The 19,831-nt window shown below is 67.0% G+C and carries 12 protein-coding genes and 2 pseudogenes; 8 read left to right on the top strand and 6 right to left on the bottom strand.

Translation table 11 applies throughout. The features are described from left to right. The first annotated feature begins 162 nt into the window (after positions 1 to 162). The gene (locus J7J50_RS12640) at positions 163 to 1,539 is read left to right on the top strand and encodes an amino acid permease (protein WP_215058478.1); all 1,377 of its coding nucleotides are present in this window, start codon (positions 163 to 165) and stop codon (positions 1,537 to 1,539) included. Positions 1,540 to 1,551: 12 nt separating this feature from the next. On the opposite strand, the gene J7J50_RS12635 is transcribed toward J7J50_RS12640, so the two are convergent. Then, on the bottom strand, positions 1,552 to 2,148 hold the full coding sequence (locus J7J50_RS12635) for an NADPH-dependent F420 reductase (RefSeq protein WP_215058477.1): 597 nt from the start codon (positions 2,146 to 2,148) through the stop codon (positions 1,552 to 1,554). A 167-nt stretch (positions 2,149 to 2,315) separates the two neighbouring features. Between J7J50_RS12635 and J7J50_RS12630 the strand changes: the two genes are divergently transcribed. Then, entirely contained in the window at positions 2,316 to 3,266 is a 951-nt protein-coding gene (locus J7J50_RS12630) for a LysR family transcriptional regulator (RefSeq protein WP_215058476.1), read from the top strand. Then, a complete protein-coding gene (locus tag J7J50_RS12625; protein WP_215058475.1) occupies positions 3,263 to 3,688 on the top strand; it encodes an NUDIX domain-containing protein in 426 nt (141 codons plus the stop codon). The genes J7J50_RS12630 and J7J50_RS12625 overlap by 4 nt, the downstream gene beginning before the upstream one ends. 52 nt (positions 3,689 to 3,740) lie before the next feature. Here J7J50_RS12625 and J7J50_RS12620 read toward each other — a convergent pair whose 3' ends face one another. The 3 genes and pseudogenes from J7J50_RS12620 to J7J50_RS12610 all read right to left on the bottom strand — a co-directional run bounded on the left by J7J50_RS12620 (position 3,741) and on the right by J7J50_RS12610 (position 11,377). Further along, the gene (locus J7J50_RS12620; RefSeq protein ID WP_215058474.1) at positions 3,741 to 4,520 is read right to left on the bottom strand and encodes an NAD kinase; all 780 of its coding nucleotides are present in this window, start codon (positions 4,518 to 4,520) and stop codon (positions 3,741 to 3,743) included. A 208-nt stretch (positions 4,521 to 4,728) separates the two neighbouring features. Continuing rightward, positions 4,729 to 9,642 (bottom strand): annotated as a pseudogene (locus J7J50_RS12615) (NAD-glutamate dehydrogenase domain-containing protein); the annotation flags it as partial. A gap of 574 nt (positions 9,643 to 10,216) precedes the next feature. Further along, entirely contained in the window at positions 10,217 to 11,377 is a 1,161-nt protein-coding gene (locus J7J50_RS12610; RefSeq protein WP_215058472.1) for an acyl-CoA dehydrogenase family protein, read from the bottom strand. Positions 11,378 to 11,887: 510 nt separating this feature from the next. Between J7J50_RS12610 and J7J50_RS12605 the strand changes: the two are divergent. From J7J50_RS12605 to J7J50_RS12590, 4 genes and pseudogenes are all read left to right on the top strand, one after another. Then, positions 11,888 to 12,817 (top strand): annotated as a pseudogene (locus J7J50_RS12605) (metalloregulator ArsR/SmtB family transcription factor); the annotation flags it as partial. A 43-nt stretch (positions 12,818 to 12,860) separates the two neighbouring features. Then, a complete protein-coding gene (locus J7J50_RS12600) occupies positions 12,861 to 13,988 on the top strand; it encodes a homocysteine S-methyltransferase family protein (protein WP_215058470.1) in 1,128 nt (375 codons plus the stop codon). Positions 13,989 to 14,139: 151 nt separating this feature from the next. Continuing rightward, positions 14,140 to 16,872, top strand: a complete 2,733-nt coding sequence (gene metH, locus J7J50_RS12595) for a methionine synthase (RefSeq protein ID WP_215058469.1) — start codon at positions 14,140 to 14,142, stop codon at positions 16,870 to 16,872. 120 nt (positions 16,873 to 16,992) lie between these two features. Further along, positions 16,993 to 17,715, top strand: coding sequence for a hypothetical protein (locus J7J50_RS12590; protein WP_215058468.1), 723 nt, complete (start codon positions 16,993 to 16,995; stop codon positions 17,713 to 17,715). A 147-nt stretch (positions 17,716 to 17,862) separates the two neighbouring features. Here the strand turns inward: J7J50_RS12590 and J7J50_RS12585 are convergent, their stop codons facing one another. Further along, complete coding sequence (locus J7J50_RS12585; protein ID WP_215058467.1) at positions 17,863 to 18,042, bottom strand: hypothetical protein; 180 nt, start codon at positions 18,040 to 18,042, stop codon at positions 17,863 to 17,865. 413 nt (positions 18,043 to 18,455) lie between these two features. Between J7J50_RS12585 and J7J50_RS12580 the strand changes: the two genes are divergently transcribed. Continuing rightward, a complete protein-coding gene (locus J7J50_RS12580) occupies positions 18,456 to 19,322 on the top strand; it encodes an alpha/beta hydrolase (RefSeq protein WP_215058466.1) in 867 nt (288 codons plus the stop codon). 119 nt (positions 19,323 to 19,441) lie between these two features. Here J7J50_RS12580 and J7J50_RS12575 read toward each other — a convergent pair whose 3' ends face one another. Beyond that, positions 19,442 to 19,648 (bottom strand): hypothetical protein, encoded by a 207-nt coding sequence (locus J7J50_RS12575; protein ID WP_215058465.1) that lies wholly within the window; start codon positions 19,646 to 19,648, stop codon positions 19,442 to 19,444. Positions 19,649 to 19,831: the final 183 nt, after the last annotated feature.

Genomic DNA, 19,831 nt, shown 5'->3' with positions numbered 1-19,831 from the left:
AGAGAAGTGAGGAACTGGTAAGAGCCGCTATCGCTCCTTCGCCGACCACCGGGCGAGGACGCAGGGGTGGGTAACCGCGGGGTTTTACTCACTGCTCACTCCTCTCCACTCTTTTCCGCAGCCTGCTATCGTTCCGCACCGCCTCCCGGCCCGGAAACGCCCATGTCGTCCAGCCCCGCCGCACCCGCCGCCGCCGATTCGCAACTCGGCCACGCCCTCAAATCCCGCCAGCTGGTCATGATGGGCCTGGGCAGCGCGATCGGCGCCGGCCTGTTCCTCGGTTCGGGCGTGGGCGTGCAGACCGCGGGGCCGGCGGTGCTGCTGTCGTATCTGATCGCCGGCGTGCTGGTGATCATCGTGATGCGCGCGCTCGGCGAAATGGCGGCGGTGCGGCCGACCAGCGGCGCGTTCTCGGTCTACGCCGCCGATGCGATGGGCCCGACCGCGGGCGCAACCCTGGGCTGGCTGTGGTGGGTGCAACTGGTGATCGTGATCGCGGCGGAATCGGTGGGCGCGGCCGGGCTGCTGGCGACGATCTGGCCGCAGTTGCCGGTCGCGGCGATGTCGCTGGTGTTCATGAGCGTGTTCACCTGCGTCAACCTGCTCGGGGTGAAGAACTTCGGCGAATTCGAATTCTGGTTCGCGATCCTCAAGGTCGCGGCGATCCTGGCCTTCATCGTGATCGGCGCGCTGTTGCTGCTGGGGCTGCTGCCGGAGGTGGCCTCGCCCGGCTTCGCCAATTTCACCGCCCACGGCGGTTTCGCGCCCAAGGGCTGGTCCGGCGTCGGCGCGGCCCTGCTGGTGGTGGTGTTCGCCTTCGGCGGCACCGAGATCGTCGCGGTCGCCGCGGCCGAAACCCAGGACCCGGAGCGCAGCATCACCCGCGCGATCCGCACCGTGGCCTGGCGCATCCTGGTGTTCTACATCGGCTCGCTGGCGGTGATCATCGCGGTGGTGCCGTGGAACAGCGAAAGCCTGAAATCGCCGTTCGCGGCGGTGCTGGAAGTCGCGCGGATTCCCGGCGCGGCCACGGCCATCACCCTGGTCGCGGTGGTCGCGCTGCTGTCGGCGCTAAACGCCAATCTCTACGGCGCTTCGCGAATGATCTTTTCGCTGGCGCAGCGGCGCGAGGCGCCGGGCTTCCTCGCCCACCTCAGCGCCAACCGGGTGCCGGTGGCGGCGGTGCTGGCCAGCGTCGCCTTCGGCTTCATCGCCACCGCGCTTGAGCTGCTGTATCCGCAGAAAGTGCTGCCGACGCTGCTCAACGTGGTCGGTTCGACCTGCCTGTTGGTGTGGACCTTGTCGCTGGTGTCGCAGTTGATCCTGCGCCGCCGCGCCGATCGCGCCGGCACCGTGCTGCCGTTCAAGATGTGGGCCTTCCCGTATGTGACCTGGCTGGGCCTGGGCATCCTGGCGATGGTGTTCGTGCTGGCGCTGCTGACCGAAGGCCCGCGCATGCAGTTGCTGTCGACCGCGGCGCTGACCCTGTGCATCGCCGCGATCAGCGAAGTCGCGCGGCGGGTACGCGCGCGCGGCTGAGGCCAGCCCGGCTCAGGCCTGCTTGACGAGGTGATGCAACGCCAGCGGCCCGCCCGGGAACTGCTGCACGCGGCCGCCTTCGACCAGTCCGCCCAGATCGATGACGGCGTAACCGGTGCCTTGCAGCAGAGTCGTGACCTCGGCCTTGGCCTCGACGTCGTCGCCGGACACGAACAGCACGCGCTGGCCGCCGTGGCCGCGCGGGTCGGTGGCGAGCACTCCGGCGAGCAGATGATTCAGCGCCTTGACCACCCGCGCGCCCGGGACCAGGTCGGCGAAGACTTCGCTGGAGGTGCGGCCGTGCAGATCGAAGGGTTTGAACTCCGGCGCCTCGATCGGGTTGTTGGCATCGACCACGATGCGGCCGCTCAGGTCCAGGCCCTTCAAGGCCTGCGGCAGTTTCGACCAGCCGATCGCCACGAACACCAGATCCGCCTGCGCGACCTGTTCCGGCGTGGCCGCGGTGACGCTCGGCCCCAGCTCGGCGACGAGGGACGCCAGCGACTGCGGGCCGCGGCTGTTGGCGATCGAAACCGCGATGCCGGCGCGGGCCAGGGTACGTGCGATGGCGCTGCCGATATGGCCCGCGCCGAGAATGCCGATTTGCATGAAGTTTCTCCTTCAAGTGATTAATAAAATTGGATAATTGGCCGGAACCTAAAGTCGTTTCGAACCCGATCCGCCGCCGTGGAGCGAACTATGCGCGCCCCACTCAGGCCGGATAAGCCGGCAATGGCTAGAATGAATTTCAAGCATCACTTGAAGGCTGCGCCCCCGTGGAAACCCTGGCCAACCTGGAATCCTTCGTCCGCAGTGCCGACCTGCGCGGTTTTTCCGCCGCCGCGCGCCAATTGGGGCTGACGCCGGCGGCGGTGAGCCGCAATGTCGCGGTGCTCGAACGCAACCTGGGCCTGCGCCTGTTCCAGCGCAGCACCCGCAAGCTGACCCTGACCGAATCCGGCGAGCGCTTCCTCGATTCGGTGCGCGAGCACTTCGAGGCCTTGAACAGCGCGCTCAGCGTCGCTTCGGTCGAGAACGAGGAACCGGCCGGCACGCTGAAGCTCAGCATGGCGCCGGGATTCGGCATGGATTACGTGCTGCCGCTGATGCCCGAGTTCCTCCGCCGGCACCCGCATATCCGCCTGGACTGGCTGCTGGAGAACCGCCAGGTCGATCTGATCGCGGAAGGTTTCGACGCGGCGATCGGCGGCGGCATCGAACTGGCGGCCGGCATGGTGGCGCGGCCGCTGGCGCCGCTGCACGTGATCGCGGTGGCCTCGCCGACCTACCTGCAAGGGCGGCCGCTGCCGGCCGAGCCGGAGGATCTGGCCGAACACGACGGCATCGCGATGCGCTCGGCGCGCACCGGCCGCGTGCGCCATTGGGCGATGCGCGATTCGCGCGGACGCGAAGCGGTGGCGCTGACCCGCGAACGCATCGTCCTCAACGATCCCGAAGCCATGTGCCGCGCCGCGCTCGATGGCCTGGGCGTGACCCTGGTCGCGGTGCAGCACGCACTGCCCTACCTGGACGACGGCCGCCTGCAACGGCTGCTGCCGGACTGGTACGCCGACCTGGGCTCGATCTCGCTGTACTACGCTAGTCGCAATCTGTTGCCGAGCAAGACGCGGGTGTTCGTGGACTATCTGATCGAGGCTTGCGAACACGCCCGGCTGCCGCAACGGCTGGCCGGCCGCGCCGATGCGGGCGCGGGAGCTTCGGCATGAGCGAGATCGCGAACCCGCCGTCCGCCGACAGCCGAGCCGGCGCGCCGATGGTCGGCGCGGTGCTGATCCGCGACGGCCGCCTGCTGCTGGGCCTGCGCAACGCCTACAAGCGCCTGGCGCCGAACTGCTGGGACATCCTCGGCGGCCATGTCGAGGCCGGCGAAACCCTGGAGCAGGCCTTGCTGCGCGAATTGGAGGAAGAGGCCAGCGTTGTCGCCACCGATTACCGCCAACTGGGCGAACCGTTGATGTGGGCCGGCGCCAGCCTGACCGTCTATCGCGTCGACGCCTGGCAGGGCGAAGTCGCCATGCGCGGCGACGAACACGTGCGGCTGCAGTGGTTCGATCCGGCGCAGGCGCGGGCGCTGACTAATCTGGCCGACGGGCGACTGATCGAATTGATCGGGCGGTTGCGGCGCTAAGGGTAGCGACATTGGAGCCCCTCTCCCGCAAGCGGGAGAGGGAGAGCCAGATTCAGCCGCTCGTGAACTGCTCGATCAACATCCGCTCTTCCAGATTGTGCTCGGGATCGAACAGCAACGTCACCGTGCGGTCGCGCGATTCGCGGATCATCACCTCGACCACGTCGCGCACTTCGTGCGAGTCGGCGGTGGCGCTGACCGGGCGCTTGTAGGGATCGAGCACGCGGAAACGCACTTCGGTATCGGCCTTGAGCAAGGCCCCGCGCCAGCGCCGCGGGCGGAACGCGGCGATCGGCGTCAACGCAATCACCGCCGAACCCAGCGGCAGGATCGGCCCGTGCGCGGAGAAGTTGTACGCGGTACTGCCGGCCGCGGTCGCGACCAGGACGCCGTCGCAGATCAGCTCGTCGAGCCGGGTCTGGCCGTTGAGGTCGATGCGCACGTGCGCGGCCTGGCGGGTCTGGCGCAGCAGCGACACTTCGTTGTAGGCCAGCGAACCGAAGCTCGCGCCGGACTCGGTCTGCGCGACCATTTCCAGCGGACGCAGCACCGCCGGCTCGGCGCTGGCGATGCGTTCTAGCAGATCGCCGCTGGCGTCGGCGTATTGGTTCATCAGGAAGCCGACCGTACCCAGCTTCATCCCGTACACGGGTTTGCCGAGCGCGCCGTGGCGATGCAGGGTCTGCAGCATGAAGCCGTCGCCGCCGAGCGCGACCAGCACGTCGGCGTTGTCGGGTTCGTGCTGATCGTGCTGGGTCAACAGCGTCGCGAGCGCGCGCTGGGCGTCGTCGGTGTGACTGGCGAGGAAGGCGATGCGTGGCGTCGCGGTCATCGGCGGCTCCGGAAGGATGCCGTCAGCATAACCCGGCCGATGCGGGGGATTCGTGCTGTGGGGCGCTTTGTGTGGGAGGGCCTTCAGGCCCGAGGCTTTTGTCTCGGATCGCGGCGACCTGAAAGAAAAGCATCGGGCCTGAAGGCCCTCCTACAAAAGATCTTGAAACCACGCGGGGCCGGCGCGAGCGCCGGCCCCGCTGTTGCTGTCAGCCGCGCGCCGCCAACTGCGACAGACGCTGCACCGCGACCGAAGCGGTCGGATAGTCCAGGGTCTTCTGCGCCGCCAGTTCGGTCAGCATCGCCAAGGTGAAGCGCAGCGACTGGTCGTCGCGGCTCAGCCACTGCTTGACCTTGGCATCGGCATTGGCGCCGGCCATGTTGAGCACCTGGCCGACCAGGATGCGCTGCTGGGTCGCCAGTTCTTCGCGCAGCACGCCGCGCGCCACCGCATGCCAGCGGCCGTCGACGGTGAGCGCGTCGATCTGCTCCTGCAACCACGGCAGGCGCAGAGCTTCGCCGAGGCGGAAGTGGACCTTGGCCACATCGACCGGCTTGAGCTTGCGCTCGCGCGCCAGTTCGATGATGTCGCAGCTCGGCTCCAGGTACGGCAACGCCGCCAGCTGCGCCGCCAGCGACTCGGGCACGCCCTTGGCCTTCCAGTCGGCGAAGGCGGCATCGTGGGCCGGACGCTCGCCGTCGCCGAGGATGCCGTGGCCGGCGCGGATGTTCTTGAAGCCGTCGTGGTAGCGATCGACCGCGGTGGTGATGTCCGGAATCGCGCCCGGACGCGACAGCAGCCAGCGGGTGAAGGAACGCTGCAAGGTCCAGATCACCTGCAGGGCGTCGATCTGGGTCGATTCGGCGACCTTGCCGTCGAGCGCGTCGATCTGCGCCCACAGCTCGCGCGCGTCCAGGGTCTCGCGGGTAATCGTGAAGGCCTTGGCGACCTCGCCCGGGGTGCGGCCGCTGTCTTCCTGCATGCGCAGCAGGAAGGTCGCGCCCATCCGGTTGATGGTCGAGTTGGTCACCGCGGTGGCGATGATTTCGCGCTTCAGGCGGTGGTTCTCCATCGCCTTGGCGTACTTGGCCTGCAGCGGCTGCGGGAAGTAGCGCACCAGTTCCTTCGACAGGTACGGGTCTTCCGGCACGTCGGAATCCAGCATCTGCTGGAACGCGACCAGCTTGGAGTACGACAGCAGCACCGACAGTTCCGCACGGGTCAGGCCCTGGCCGCGCGCCTTGCGCTCGGCGATCTCAGCATCGCTGGGCAGGAACTCGATTTGGCGATCGAGCAGGCCCTGCGATTCCAAGGTGCGGATGAAGTGCTGCTTGGAGCCCAGGCGCGACAGGCTCATGCGCTCCATCAGGCTGATCGCCTGGTTCTGGCGGTAGTTGTCGTTGAGCACCAGCTCGGCGACTTCATCCGTCATCGACGCCAGCAGCTTGTTGCGATCGGGCAGCGTCAGCTTCTTCGCCTGGACCTGGCCGTTGAGCAGGATCTTGATGTTGACCTCGTGGTCCGAGGTGTCCACGCCAGCCGAGTTGTCGATGAAGTCGGTGTTGAGCAGCACGCCGTGCTGCGCCGCTTCGATGCGGCCGAGCTGGGTCAGGCCCAGGTTGCCGCCCTCGCCCACCATCCTGCAGCGCAGGTCGCGGCCGTTGACGCGCAGCGCGTTGTTGGCGCGGTCGCCGACGTCGCTGTTGGTCTCGCTGCTGGCCTTGACGTAGGTGCCGATGCCGCCGTTCCACAGCAGATCGACCGGCGCCTTGAGGATCGCGCTCATCAGCTCGACCGGGCTCATCGCCGTGACGTTGCCTTCGATGCCCAGCGCGGCCTTGATCTCCGGCGACAACGCAATCGACTTGGCCGAGCGCGGATACACGCCGCCACCCTTGCTGATCAGCGCCTTGTTGTAGTCGTCCCAGCTCGAACGCGGCAGCTTGAACATGCGCTCGCGCTCTTTGAACGTCTTCGCCGCGTCCGGATTCGGATCGAGGAAGATGTGGCGGTGGTCGAACGCGGCCAGCAGGCGGATGTGCCCGCTCAGCAGCATGCCGTTGCCGAACACGTCGCCGGACATGTCGCCGATGCCGACGGTGGTGAAGTCCTGGGTCTGGCTGTCGCGGCCGATGCTGCGGAAGTGGCGCTTGACCGACTCCCACGCGCCCTTGGCGGTGATGCCCATGCCCTTGTGGTCGTAACCGACCGAGCCGCCCGAGGCGAAGGCGTCGTCGAGCCAGAACTTGTGCTCGGCGGCGATGCCGTTGGCGATGTCGGAGAAGGTCGCGGTGCCCTTGTCGGCGGCGACGACCAGATACGGGTCGTCGTTGTCGTGGCGCACGACATTGGCCGGCGCGACGATCTTGCCGCCGACGATGTTGTCGGTGATGTCGAGCAGGCCGTTGATGAACATCTTGTAGCAGGCGATGCCTTCGGCCAGCACCGCGTCGCGGTCGCCGCCGATCGGCGGACGCTTGGCGAAGAAGCCGCCCTTGGAACCGACCGGCACGATCACCGTATTCTTGACCATCTGCGCCTTGACCAGACCCAGCACCTCGGTGCGGAAGTCTTCGCGGCGATCGGACCAGCGCAAACCGCCGCGGGCGACCGGGCCGAAGCGCAGGTGCACGCCTTCCACGCGCGGGCCGTACACGAAGATTTCGCGGTACGGACGCGGCTTGGGCAGATCCGGCACCTGGGCCGAATCGAACTTGTAGCTGACGTAGCCGCGTTCGCTGCCGTCGGGCGTCTTCTGGTAGTAGCTGGTGCGCAAGGTGGCGTTGATCACGCCGATGAAGCTGCGCAGGATGCGGTCTTCGTCGAGGCTGGAGACGCGGTCGAGCAGCGCCTTGATCGATGCGACCGTGGCCTGGGCCTGTTCGTCGCGCTTGCCGCTGCGCGCCTGGATCACCGGCTTCAGCGCGGCCATGACCGCGGCGTCGCCGCCGGACAGGGTGTCGAACTGCTGGACCAGGCGCTCCTGCCCGGCCTTGATCTCGTCCTTGCTCTCGTTGCCGGTGCACGGGTCGAAGCGCGCTTCGAACAGTTCCACCAGCAAGCGCGCCAGCAGCGGATAGCGGCTGAAGGTTTCTTCCACGTAGCTCTGCGAGAACGGCACGCCGACCTGCAACAGATACTTGCAGTACGCGCGCAGCATCGCGACCTGGCGCCAGGACAGGTTGGCGGTCAGGATCAGGCGGTTGAAGCCGTCGTTCTCGGCGTTGCCGCGCCAGATCTGGGCGAAGGCTTCTTCGAAATTCTCGTCCAGGCGATCGACGTCGATGTCGTTGTTGGCGGTCTCGACCTCGAAGTCCTGGATGTAGACCGGCTGGCCGTCGACGGTGAGGCGGTAGGGGTGTTCGGAAATCACCCGCAGGCCCATGTTCTCCATCATCGGCAGCGCGTCGGACAAGGGGATGTCGTCGAGCTGGCGATAGAACTTGAAGCGCAGGCCGCCCTCGCCCTGGCGGGTGCGGCACAGGCTCAGGCGCAGATCGTCCGGGCCGCTCAGCGCGGCGAGATGGGCGATGTCCTGCGCCGCCACGCCGGCCGACACTTCATCGATATAGCCTGGCGGCAACGCCCGGCCATAGCGATTGGCCAGGGCCAGGCCCTGCTGCTCGCCGTTGTTGCGCACCAGCGCTTCGCGCAGGTCGTCCTGGCGGTTGCGCACGATATCGGCCAGTTCGGCTTCGATGGCGGCGTTGTCGATGACGCGCGCGCCGTTCTGCGCGGCTTCGCCGGACTTCGGACGCACGATCAGGTGCAACTGCGCCAGCGGCGATTCGCCGATGTGCACGGTGGTGTCGATGTGCTCGCCGTGCAGCTTGTCCTTGAGCATCGCCTCCACGCGCAGGCGCACATCGGTGTTGAAGCGCTCGCGCGGGATGTAGACCAGGCCCGAGTAATAGCGGCCGTAACGGTCGCGGCGCAGGAACAGCTTGCTGCGCACGCGCTCCTGCAGGCCGAGGATGCCCGAGGTGGTCTTGAGCAGTTCATCCTCGCTGGACTGGAACAACTCGTCGCGCGGCAGGGTTTCCAGCACATGGCGCAGGGCCTTGCCGCTGTGGCTGTCGGGCGCCAGGCCGGACTGCTCCATCACGTAGGCGTGGCGCTGACGCACCAGCGGGATGTCCCAGGGGCGGCGGTTGTAGGCACTGGAGGTGTACAGGCCGAGGAAACGCTTCTCGCCGGTCGGACGGCCCTGGGCGTCGAAGCTCAGCACGCCGATGTAGTCCATGTAGCCCGGACGGTGCACGGTGGAGCGCGCATTGGTCTTGGTCAGGATCAGCGCGTCGACCGCGCCGGACTGCGGCATGTAATGCGCCGCCAGCGAAGTCAGCAGACGCGGCTTGCCGACTTCCTTGCCGCGCAGCAGGCCCAGGCCGCTGTCCTTGATCGCGCGCAGCACTTCGTCGCCGCCTTGCTTGACGACTTCGTACTCGCGGTAGCCCAGGAAGGTGAAATGGTTCTCGGCGGCCCAGTGCAGGAACGCCTGCGCCTCGCGCTTGCCGTCTTCGTCGATCGGCAGGTTCTGGCCCGGCAGTTCGTCGGCGACCTGATGCATCTTGTCGCGCATCTGCGACCAGTCGCGCACGATCGCGCGCACGTCGGCCAGTACCACTTCCAGCGCGTGCTTGATCCTGGCGGCCGATTCGGCGGTCTGGCGGTCGATCTCCAGATGCATCAGCGACTCGGCCACGCCCTGCCCGACCGCCAGCAGCTTGCCGGCCTTGTCGCGCTGGAACGTCACCACCGGATGGCCCAGCACGTGCACGCCGATGCCCTGGTCGGCCAGCGCCATGGTCACCGAATCGACCAGGAACGGCATGTCGTCGTTGGCGATCTGCAGCACGGTGTGCGGCGATTCCCAGCCATGCGACTTCAGCGTCGGGTTGAACAAACGCACCAGCGCCGAACCCTGCTTGCGGTCGCGCGCGTAATCCAGAAAATCCGCCGCCAGCGCCGCCCAGCCGTCGGGCTGGTGCTGCGGCAGCTCATCGGCGCTCATGCGCTTGTAGAACGCCTGCGCGAAGGCCTCGGCCTCGGCGTGGCGCGTCTTGGGCAGGCGCTTGTGCATCGCGGCGACGATCGGCTGCAGATTCACCGCCTGCGCATCGACCGGCGGCGCCGAGCGGCTGCGGTCGGGCGCGGCGGCTTTCTTCGGCGCGGCCGGCTTGCTGGCGGGCGCCGCCGTTTTCTTGACCGGGGCCTGCTTGGCCGAAGCCGGCTTCGCGGCCGGTTTGGCGGCGGCGCGTTTGGCGGGTTCGGACTTGGAAGCTTTGGGTTTATTGCTCATGGGAACGTTGAGGTCCGGATGGAATGAGGCCAAAAGACGAGGCTGACGCTGGATGTCTGCTTGAGAATCGGATGCCGGCGAAGAAAACCGAACCACTGCCTCAGGCGCTGACTCGGATCGGCGGAGAACGCCGAACTACCGCGCCAGGATCTGACCAGGTCGTGAAGTGATTGGACAATCGGTGGTAGCGGACAAAAGCAAACCGGCGCGCCGGGCTTGAACCCGGCGCGCCGTGCGCGAATGAAATACCGATGAGGACAACGCCAGTGCGGCTGCGGTCGCGAAGCGCTCGACAACGCGCGGGCCCGGCCCGCCGTTGTCGCAGCGATGGCCGGGCCAGGATGACGCGGAGCGTTTCATCGAGAGGCTGTTCGACTCGGCGCGGTCGGCGTGTTCAGCGCAGACCGGTTTCGTTGCGGGCGATGACCAGGCGCTGGATCTCACTGGTGCCTTCGTAGATCTCGGTGATCTTGGCGTCGCGGAAGTACCGCTCCAGCGGCATTTCCTTGGAATAGCCCATGCCGCCGTGAATCTGCACGGCCTGATGGGCGATCCACATCGCCGCCTCCGAAGCGGTGAGCTTGGCGATGGCGGCCTCGTTGCTGAAACGGCCGCCGTGCTTCTCGGTCTGGCCCTTCTGCCAGGCCGCGCGCAAGGTCAGCAGCAGGGCCGCGTCGAGCTTGCACTTCATGTCGGCGATCTTGGCCTGGGTCATCTGGAACGCGCCGATCGGCTGGCCGAAGGCCTTGCGCTCGCGCACATAAGTCAGCGTGGCCTCGTAGGCGGCGCGGGCGATGCCGATGGCCTGCGAGGCGATGCCGATGCGGCCGGCGTCGAGCACGCCCATGGCGATCTTGAAGCCGTGGCCTTCCTCGCCCAGAACGTCGTCGGCGGAGGCGACATAGTCCTCGAACTCGATTTCGCACGTGGCCGAAGCGCGGATGCCGAGCTTGGGCTCGGTCTTGCCGCGGTGGAAACCCGGCTTGGCGGTGTCGATCATGAAGGCGGTGATGCCGCGCGCGCCCTTGTCCGGATCGGTCATCGCGAACAGCACGATGTATTTCGCGACCGGGCCGGAGGTGATCCAGCTCTTCTTGCCGTTGATGACGAAGCTGCCGTCGGCCTGCTTGACCGCCTTGCAGCGCATGGCCGTGGCGTCGGAGCCCGACTGCGGCTCGGTCAGGGCGAAGGCGCCGATTTCGCGGCCCTCGGCGATGGCGCGCACGTACAACTGCTTCTGCGCCTCGGTGCCGAACTTGAGAATGCCGTTGCAGAACAGCGAATTGTTGACCGACACGATGGTCGAGTGGGCCGCGTCGCCGGCGGCGATTTCGACCATCGCCAGCACGTAGGAGATCGGGTCCATGCCGGCGCCGCCGTATTCGGCCGGCACTTCGATGCCCATCAGGCCGTTCTCGCCGAGGGTGCGGATGTTCTCCAGGGGGAACTCGCCGGTATGATCGTGGTGCTCGGCGCTGGGAGCAATCTTTTCCTGGGCGATACGGCGCGCCACGTCCTGGATCATCAACTGCTCTTCGGTAAAGCCAAAATCCACGTCGACACCTCTTCATGTGGTGATTGCAGGCGGTGAGCCGGCGAGCCGTCGGCGCCGCGCTGTCGCCGCCACGGCGCCGACGCGGTACCTCCTGCTCGTTGCACATCGGCCCGTTTCAGGGGCCGCGGCCCGTTCGTCGAGCCGCGAATGCGAATTGTAGCCGCGCGCGCCGAATAACCCCACCCATCCGACTGCCCCGATCTGGCGTTACGCCCGCCCGCTTTCAGTCCGCGTTCTAACTTGCTGCGCCGCGGCACGACTTGACCTGAGGGCCCTTCGCCACCACACTTATCGCTATATCGCGATACGTTGATGAAAGAGCGGGAATCGGGAATGGAGAATCGGGAATCGGACGCAAGCCCGTTCTGCCCGCCCGCTGTGGTTTTGACCATTCCCGATTGCCTATTCCCGCACATGGAGAACCGGGAATCGGCTGAAGCCCGCTGTGCCAGTTCGCTTTGGCTTTGACCATTCCCGATTCCCCATTCCCGATTCCCGTACAAGGCCCCCATGGATCTCGAAGGCTGGTCGTCCCGTCTGAAAGTGTTCGCCGACGCCACCCGCGTGCGTCTGCTGGCCCTGCTCGAGCGCGAGGAACTGACCGTGGCCGAGCTGTCGGCGATCACCCGCCTGGCTCAGCCGCGGGTGTCCACGCACCTGTCCAAGCTCAAGGAAGCCGGACTGGTGCGCGACCGCCGCGCCGGCGTGTCGGCGTACTACCGCTTCGACGAAGGCGCGCTCGACCACGCCCAACGCGCGCTGTGGCAGACGCTGAGCACCGGCAGCGACGATCCGCTGCTGCGCCAGGACGGCGAACGCGTCACCGCGGTGCTGGCGATGCGCGCGTCCGACCAGAACTGGGCCGACTCGGTCGCCGGCGACATGGAACGCCACTACTCGCCCGGCCGCACCTGGGAAGCGCTGGCGCGTTCGGCTCTGCCGTTGCTGCAACCCGGCGACGTGCTCGACATCGCCTCCGGGGACGGCGTGCTGGCCGAACTGCTGGCGCCGCATTCGCACCGCTACATCTGCCTGGACGCCAGCACCAAGGTCGTGGCCGCCGCCTCCGAGCGCCTGCGCAAGCTCAAGAACGTGGAAGTGCGCGAAGGCGACATGCACGCGCTGCCGTTCGACGACGAAACCTTCGATCTGGTCGTGCTGATGCATGCGCTGACCTACGCCGAGCACCCGGCCCAGGCCGTGGCCGAAGCCGCGCGCGTGCTGCGCCCGGGCGGCCGCGTGCTGGTGACCAGCCTGGCCAGGCACGAACACCGCGGCGCGGTCGAGGCCTTCGGCCACGTCAACCTGGGCTTCGCCGAGAAAGACCTGCAGAAGTTCGCCACCAAGGCCGGCTTCGACATCGTCAGCTGCCAGACCGTGACCCGCGAGCGCCGCCCGCCGCATTTCGAAGTGATCGCGCTGATGGCGCGCAAGCCCGGCGGCGAGCCGGTGCGCAAGCCCGGCAAGAAGTGAGGACCGATCGATGAACCGACTTCCGTGGATCAACCCCGAACGCGCCCTGGCGCTGGAAACCGGACTGGCCCAGCGCATCCTGATCATGGACGGGGCGATGGGCACGATGATCCAGCAGCATGAGCTGGCCGAGGCCGACTACCGCGGCGAGCGCTTCGCGCAAGGCTACGACCGCCTGTACGCGCCGCGCGACGCGCACGGCGGCGAGCACGCCCACGGCGAGGGTTGTGGCTGCGAGCGCGACCAGCGCGGCAACAACGACCTGCTGACCCTGACCCGGCCGGACATCATCGGCGACATCCACGCCCAGTACCTGGCCGCCGGCGCCGACCTGATCGAGACCAACACCTTCAACTCGACCACGATCTCGCTGAGCGACTACGGCCTGGAGCATCTGGCGCGCGAGTTGAACCTGGAAGGCGCGCGGCTGGCGCGCAAGGCCTGCGACGAGGCCGAGGCGCTCGACGCCGCCGCCGGCAAGGACAAGCCGCGCTACGTGATCGGCGTGCTCGGCCCGACCAGCCGCACCGCGTCGCTGAGCCCAGACGTCAACCGCCCCGGCTACCGCGCGATCACCTTCGACGAATTGCGCATCGCCTACCGCGAAGCCACCGACGGCCTGATCGACGGCGGCGCCGACGTGATCATGGTCGAGACCATCTTCGACACGCTCAACGCCAAGGCCGCGCTGTTCGCGATCGAGGAAGCCTTCGACGCGCGCGGCGCGCGGCTGCCGGTGATGATCTCCGGCACCATCACCGACGCCTCCGGCCGCACCTTGTCGGGGCAGACGGCGGAAGCGTTCTGGTATTCGGTGCGGCACAACCAGCCGGTGGCGATCGGCCTGAACTGCGCGCTCGGCGCCAAGGACCTGCGCGTGCACATCGACGTGCTGGCGCAGATCGCCGACGCCAACATCAGCACCCATCCCAACGCCGGCCTGCCCAACGCCTTCGGCGGTTACGACGAAACCCCGGAAGACATGGCCGCGGTGCTGGGCGAGTTCGCCCGCGCCGGGCTGCTGAATCTGGTCGGCGGTTGCTGCGGCACCACCCCCGCGCACATTGCCGCGATCGCCGCGGTGGTCGAGGGCGTGGAGCCGCGGCGGCCGTTGCAGTTGGTCGATGCGGCGGCGTGAGTTTTCTTTCCGCGACCGCGCCACTTTCCAACCGTCGTTCCCGCGAAGGCGGGAATCCACGGACTTCGAACGTTCTCGCACGAAAGGCCCTGGATTCCCGCGTTCGCGGGAATGACGAGCAAGAGCACAAGACTAAGACACATACCGAGCAATGACCGCAACCCTTCCCCGCCAAACCCGCCTGAGCGGTCTCGAACCGCTGCAGATCACGCCGGAAAGCAACTTCGTCAACGTCGGCGAGCGCACCAACGTCACCGGCAGCGCGCAGTTCAAGAAACTGATCATGGAAAGCCGCTACGACGAAGCCATCGTCGTGGCGCGCCAACAGGTTGAGAACGGCGCGCAGGTGCTCGACGTCAACATGGACGAGGGCATGCTCGATTCCGAGCTGGCCATGGTCACCTACCTCAACCTGATCGCGGCCGAGCCCGACATCGCCCGCATTCCGGTGATGGTCGACAGCTCCAAGTGGACGGTCATCGAGGCCGGTCTGAAATGCCTGCAGGGCAAGGGCATCGTCAACTCGATCTCGATGAAGGAAGGCGAAACCGAGTTCCTGCGCCAGGCGCGGCTGGTGCGGCGCTACGGCGCGGCGGTGGTGGTGATGGCCTTCGACGAGGTCGGTCAGGCCGATACCATTGATCGCAAGGTCGATATCTGTTCGCGCGCGTACAGGCTGCTGACGGAAGAAATCGGCTTTCCGCCGGAAGACATCATCTTCGACCCGAACGTGTTCGCCATCGCCACCGGCATCGAAGAACACAACAACTACGCGGTCGATTTCATCGAAGCCACGCGCGAGCTCAAGCGGCGCTTCCCGTACAGCCATATCTCCGGCGGTGTATCCAACGTCTCGTTCTCGTTCCGCGGCAACGAGCTCGTGCGCCAGGCGATCCACGTGGTGTTCCTGTACCACGCGATCAAGGCCGGCATGGACATGGGCATCGTCAACGCCGGCGGCCTGCCGCTGTACGACGACCTGGACCCGGACCTGCGCGAACGCGTCGAGGACGTGGTGCTCAACCGCCGCGCCGACGGCACCGAGCGCCTGCTGGAAATCGCCGACCGCTTCAAGGGCAAGAAAGGCGAGAAGAAGGTCGAAGACCTGCGCTGGCGCGACAAGCCGGTGCGCGACCGCCTCAGCCATGCGCTGGTCCACGGCATCGACCAGTGGATCGAGGAGGACACCGAAGCGGCGCGCGCCGAATCCACGCGCCCGCTGGACGTGATCGAAGGCCCGCTGATGTCGGGCATGAACGTGGTCGGCGACCTGTTCGGCGCCGGCAAGATGTTCCTGCCGCAGGTGGTCAAGTCGGCGCGGGTGATGAAGAAGGCCGTGGCCTATCTGCTGCCGTACATCGAAGCCGAGAAACTGCGCACCGGCGATGTCGGCAAGTCCAACGGCAAGATCATCATGGCGACCGTCAAGGGCGACGTGCACGACATCGGCAAGAACATCGTCGGTGTGGTCCTGGCCTGCAACAACTTCGACGTGGTCGACCTGGGCGTGATGGTGCCGGCGCAAACCATTCTGGATCGCGCCCGCGAGGAGAAGGCCGACCTGATCGGCCTGTCCGGCCTGATCACGCCGTCGCTGGAGGAAATGAGCCACGTCGCCCGCGAAATGCAGCGCCAGGGCTTCACCATGCCGCTGTTGATCGGCGGCGCGACCACCTCGCGCGCGCACACCGCGCTGAAGATCGACCCGCACTACAAATCGCCGACGGTGTGGGTCAAGGACGCTTCGCGCGCGGTCGGCGTGGCGCAGTCGCTGATCTCGATCGAGCTGCGCGAGCCCTTCGTCGCCGCCAACGCCTCGGACTACGCGGAGATCCGCGAGCGCCACCGCAACCGCGGCGACGGCAAGCGCCTGGTGTCGCTGGAGAAAGCCCGCGGCCAGCGTTTCGACGGCGGCTGGGACGAGTACGTTCCGCCGGCGCCGAAGCATCCGGGCCTGCACGTGTTCGACGACTATCCGCTGGCCGAGCTGGTGGAGTACATCGACTGGACGCCGTTCTTCAACACCTGGGAACTGGCAGGGCGCTATCCGGCGATCCTGAGCGACGAGATCGTCGGCAAGCAGGCCACCGAGCTGTATCGCGACGCGCGCAAGATGCTCAAGCAACTGGTCGAGGAGAAATGGATCCGGGCCAAGGCGGTGTTCGGACTGTGGCCGGCGAATTCAGTGGGCGACGATGTCGTCGTCTGGGAATCGGCTCAGACGGCCGAAGCGTCTTCCGATTCCCGATTCTCGATTCCCCATTCCCGAACTCTGCACTTCCTGCGCCAGCAAGCCGACAAGCCGGTCGACCGCCCCGACTTCTGCCTCGCCGATTTCATCGCGCCGCAGGATTCCGGCCGCCAGGACTGGATCGGCGGCTTCGCCGTCACCGCCGGCATCGGCATCGAACCGCACGTGGCGCGTTTCGAGGCCGATCACGACGACTACAACTCGATCATGGTCAAGGCGCTGGCCGACCGCCTCGCCGAGGCCCTGGCCGAGCGCCTGCACCAGCGCGTGCGCAAGGAGTTCTGGGGCTACGGCAGCGACGAGACCCTGGACAACGAAGCGCTGATCGACGAAGGCTACCGCGGCATCCGCCCGGCCCCGGGCTACCCGGCCTGCCCGGAGCACAGCGAGAAGGCCACACTGTTCCAGATGCTCGACGCGACCCGCCACACCAGCCTGGAGCTGACCGAGAGCTTCGCCATGTACCCGGCCGCGGCGGTCTCGGGCTATTACTTCAGCCACCCGGGCAGCCAGTACTTCGTGGTCGGCCGGGTCAACAAGGAACAGGTCGAGGACTACGCCCGCCGCAAGGGCGTCAGCGTGATCCAGGCCGAGCGCTGGCTGGCCTCGAATCTGGATTACGATCCGGATTGACGCGCCGATGCGGGCCGCCCGGCCCGCGTCGCTCGATCCCCAGCCCTCGCCGGCCGCCCTTCCGCGCGCGCCGGCCTGAAGCCATTGCCGATCCACCGGACCGATACGAGAGTTGCACGGATGAGCGACATTCTCCTGCCCGAAGACATCGTCGACGAAGCATCCTCGGATCCGCGCGGCAACGCCGCCTTCATCGAGAAGCACGCCGGCCCCGGCCGCATCGGCCTGTGCGGCGGCCGCGATTTCATCAACAAGCTGATCCGCAAGGCGCAGTCGCCGCTGACCGTGGACGGCCATCGCAGCCTGTGGTCGCACGCGTTCTTGTTCAGCGAGCGGCGCATCGACGGCCACTGGTGGGTGATCGAGTCCGACCTCGACATGCGCTACAAGCAGATCCGTCTGGGCGTGCAGGAAAACCGCGTCGAGCGCTATTACGACGCCGAAGCGTTCCCGAACATCGCGATCCTCGATTTCGGCCTGAACGAGGAACAGCTGCGCAAGATCCAGATCGCCGGGCTCGACCTGCTATCGGGGCTGTCCAGCTATTCGATCAGCGAGCTGGTCGGCACCTTGATGGCCATGCACAGCCGCCGCCTGCGCAAGCGCAGCAATCTGCTGGCCAAGGAAGGCGCGCTGTACTGCTCGGCGCTGGTGCAGCACTGCTACGCCGCCGGCGGCATCGAATTCCTGCCCGGCGTCCCCGGCAAGAACATCGCCCCGCACGACATCGACGAATCGCCGCTGCCGCACAGCACCCATCGCATCATCCGCGACCTGGGCGTGTCTACCGTGCGCGAACTGGGCCATCGCTCGCTGCAGTGGATCGATGCCGCGCTCGATTGAGCGGCGGTTGAGCGGTCAGCGCCCGCGCGACTCGGCATCCCTCGCCGCGTCGGGCTCGCTCCGACATCGCCGATCCGCAAACGAAAACTCTGCCGGCGGTGACACCGCCGGCGGAGCGCAGACGACCCGATACCGGGCCCGAACCGCTTACGGGCCTTGCGGCGGCGCCGGCTGTTCGACGTTGTAGCGGGTGACCGCGCACTCGGAGAAACCCGAGCGCTGGGTGTTGATGAACACGTTCTCGATGCAGGTGGCGTCGGCCGCGCCGCTGATGCCCTGGGCCACGGTCGGCTCGCGCGACATGATGGTGTTGTGCACCACGCGCACGCGCGGCGACTGCTCCCGGCGCGGATCATGCGGTGCTGCCGTCGGCGACGCGCACCGGGATCTGGGAGCGCTCGGGCAAGGACGTCAACGCTTTGCCGGCGGTCATGGAGGTCGATGATCTGGTCGATGCCGCGCTGGCCGGTTACGACCGCCGCGAGCCGGTGACGATCCGCCCCTGCACGACGCCGGCCAGTGGGACGTCTTCGAGGCCGCGCGCAAGGCGATGCTGGCGAATTTCATGCAATCCCAGCCGGCGCCGCGTTACCGCGCCGCCGCCTGAGCCCGGCCGTCCGGATTTTCGACGGCCGCCCTGTCCGGCGTCCTATCGCCGGACAGTACGCAATGGTATGTTTCGCCCGTCATCGTGTCGGCGGCCGTTCCTGGCCGCCGCCCTCTCCCCAGACGCGGCCTGCATGCCTGATCTTCTGCTGTTCTCCCATGCCAACGGTTTTCCCGCGCCGGTCTACCGCGTGATGCTCGACGCGCTGGCCGCGCGCTACCGCGTCGTGCGACCGGAGCGGATTGGCCACGATCCGAGTTATCCGGTGACCTTGAACTGGCCACATCTGGTCGATGAGCTGGCCGCGCGGGTCGAGGCGGCCGCCGGCAACGCGCGCCGGATCTGGCTGGTCGGGCATTCGCTCGGCGGCTACCTGAGCCTGCTGGCCGCGCACCGTCTGGCCGATTCGGCGAGCGCCTCGCGCCTGGCCGGGGTGATCATGCTCGACTCGCCGCTGATCGCCGGCTGGCGCGCGCATCTGGTGTCGATCGGCCGCCGCACCGGCCTGGACAATCTGGTGATGCCGACGCGCGCGACCTTGCAGCGGCGCAAGCACTGGCCCGACCGCGCCGCGGTGCGCGCGCATTTCCTGGCCAAGCCGGCGTTCGCGCGTTGGGATGCGCGGGTGTTGAACGATTACGTCGAACACGGCACGCGCGCCGACGACGCCGGCGCGCGCGAACTCGCGTTCGAGCGTGAAATCGAATACCGAATCTATCGCAGTCTGCCGACCACGACGCTCAGTGGGTTGTCGTCGAAGTTGCGGGTTCCGGTCGGTTTTCTTGCCGGCACGCATTCGCGCGAACTGCGCAACGCCGGCACCGCCGCGACCCGGCGTCTGGTCGGCGAACGCTGGGCGTGGATAGAGGGCGGTCATCTGTTTCCGATGGAGCGTCCGATGGAAACGGCGCAGGCGATCGAGGCGATGATCGATACGATCGCGCCGGGTGGGCATCGGGAAGTCGCGGAGGCTTCGCTGGCGGCGGCTGTGAGGGCCTGAGATCGGTTCGTGGGTTTGTGATCTCCACGATCCCGTAATTTCGACAGAAGCCGGTCGCTGCTTCATCGCTGCAATGGGAGTCGATCTTTCACGCCTGTCATTCCGGCGAAAGATGAAATTTACTTCGCCGTTGCCGTTGCCGTTGCCGTTGCCGTTGCCGTTGCCAAGATTTTGCTTTCCTCGTCTTCGCTTTGCCATGCTTCGGCTTCGGCTTCGGCTTCGGTTTTGGTTTTGGTTTTGGTTTTGGCTTCAGCTATTGCTATTGCTGTTGCCCGGCGCCGCTTGTAACTCGCGAGACCGATGGACACCCGGAGGGCGGCGCACATGGACGTGCGCCGGGTGCCGCCTTGGGCAGGATGCCCAATGTGGCACCTGCCTGCGTCGGCATCGCACTCGTGGCTTTTGACTCGAAACAGCTAAAGCCCTTTCTTTGGTTACTTTCTTTGTCGCTTTGGACAAAGAAAGTGACCCGCCGCTCCATGGCGGAAGCTTTAGGCGTTTGATCCTGC

It is taken from the genome of Lysobacter sp. ISL-50, assembly GCF_018612875.1.
Taxonomy (GTDB): Bacteria; Pseudomonadota; Gammaproteobacteria; order Xanthomonadales; family Xanthomonadaceae; genus Lysobacter.
Note: the sequence above shows the minus strand (reverse complement) of the source record. Positions and strands in the feature narration are given on the sequence as shown.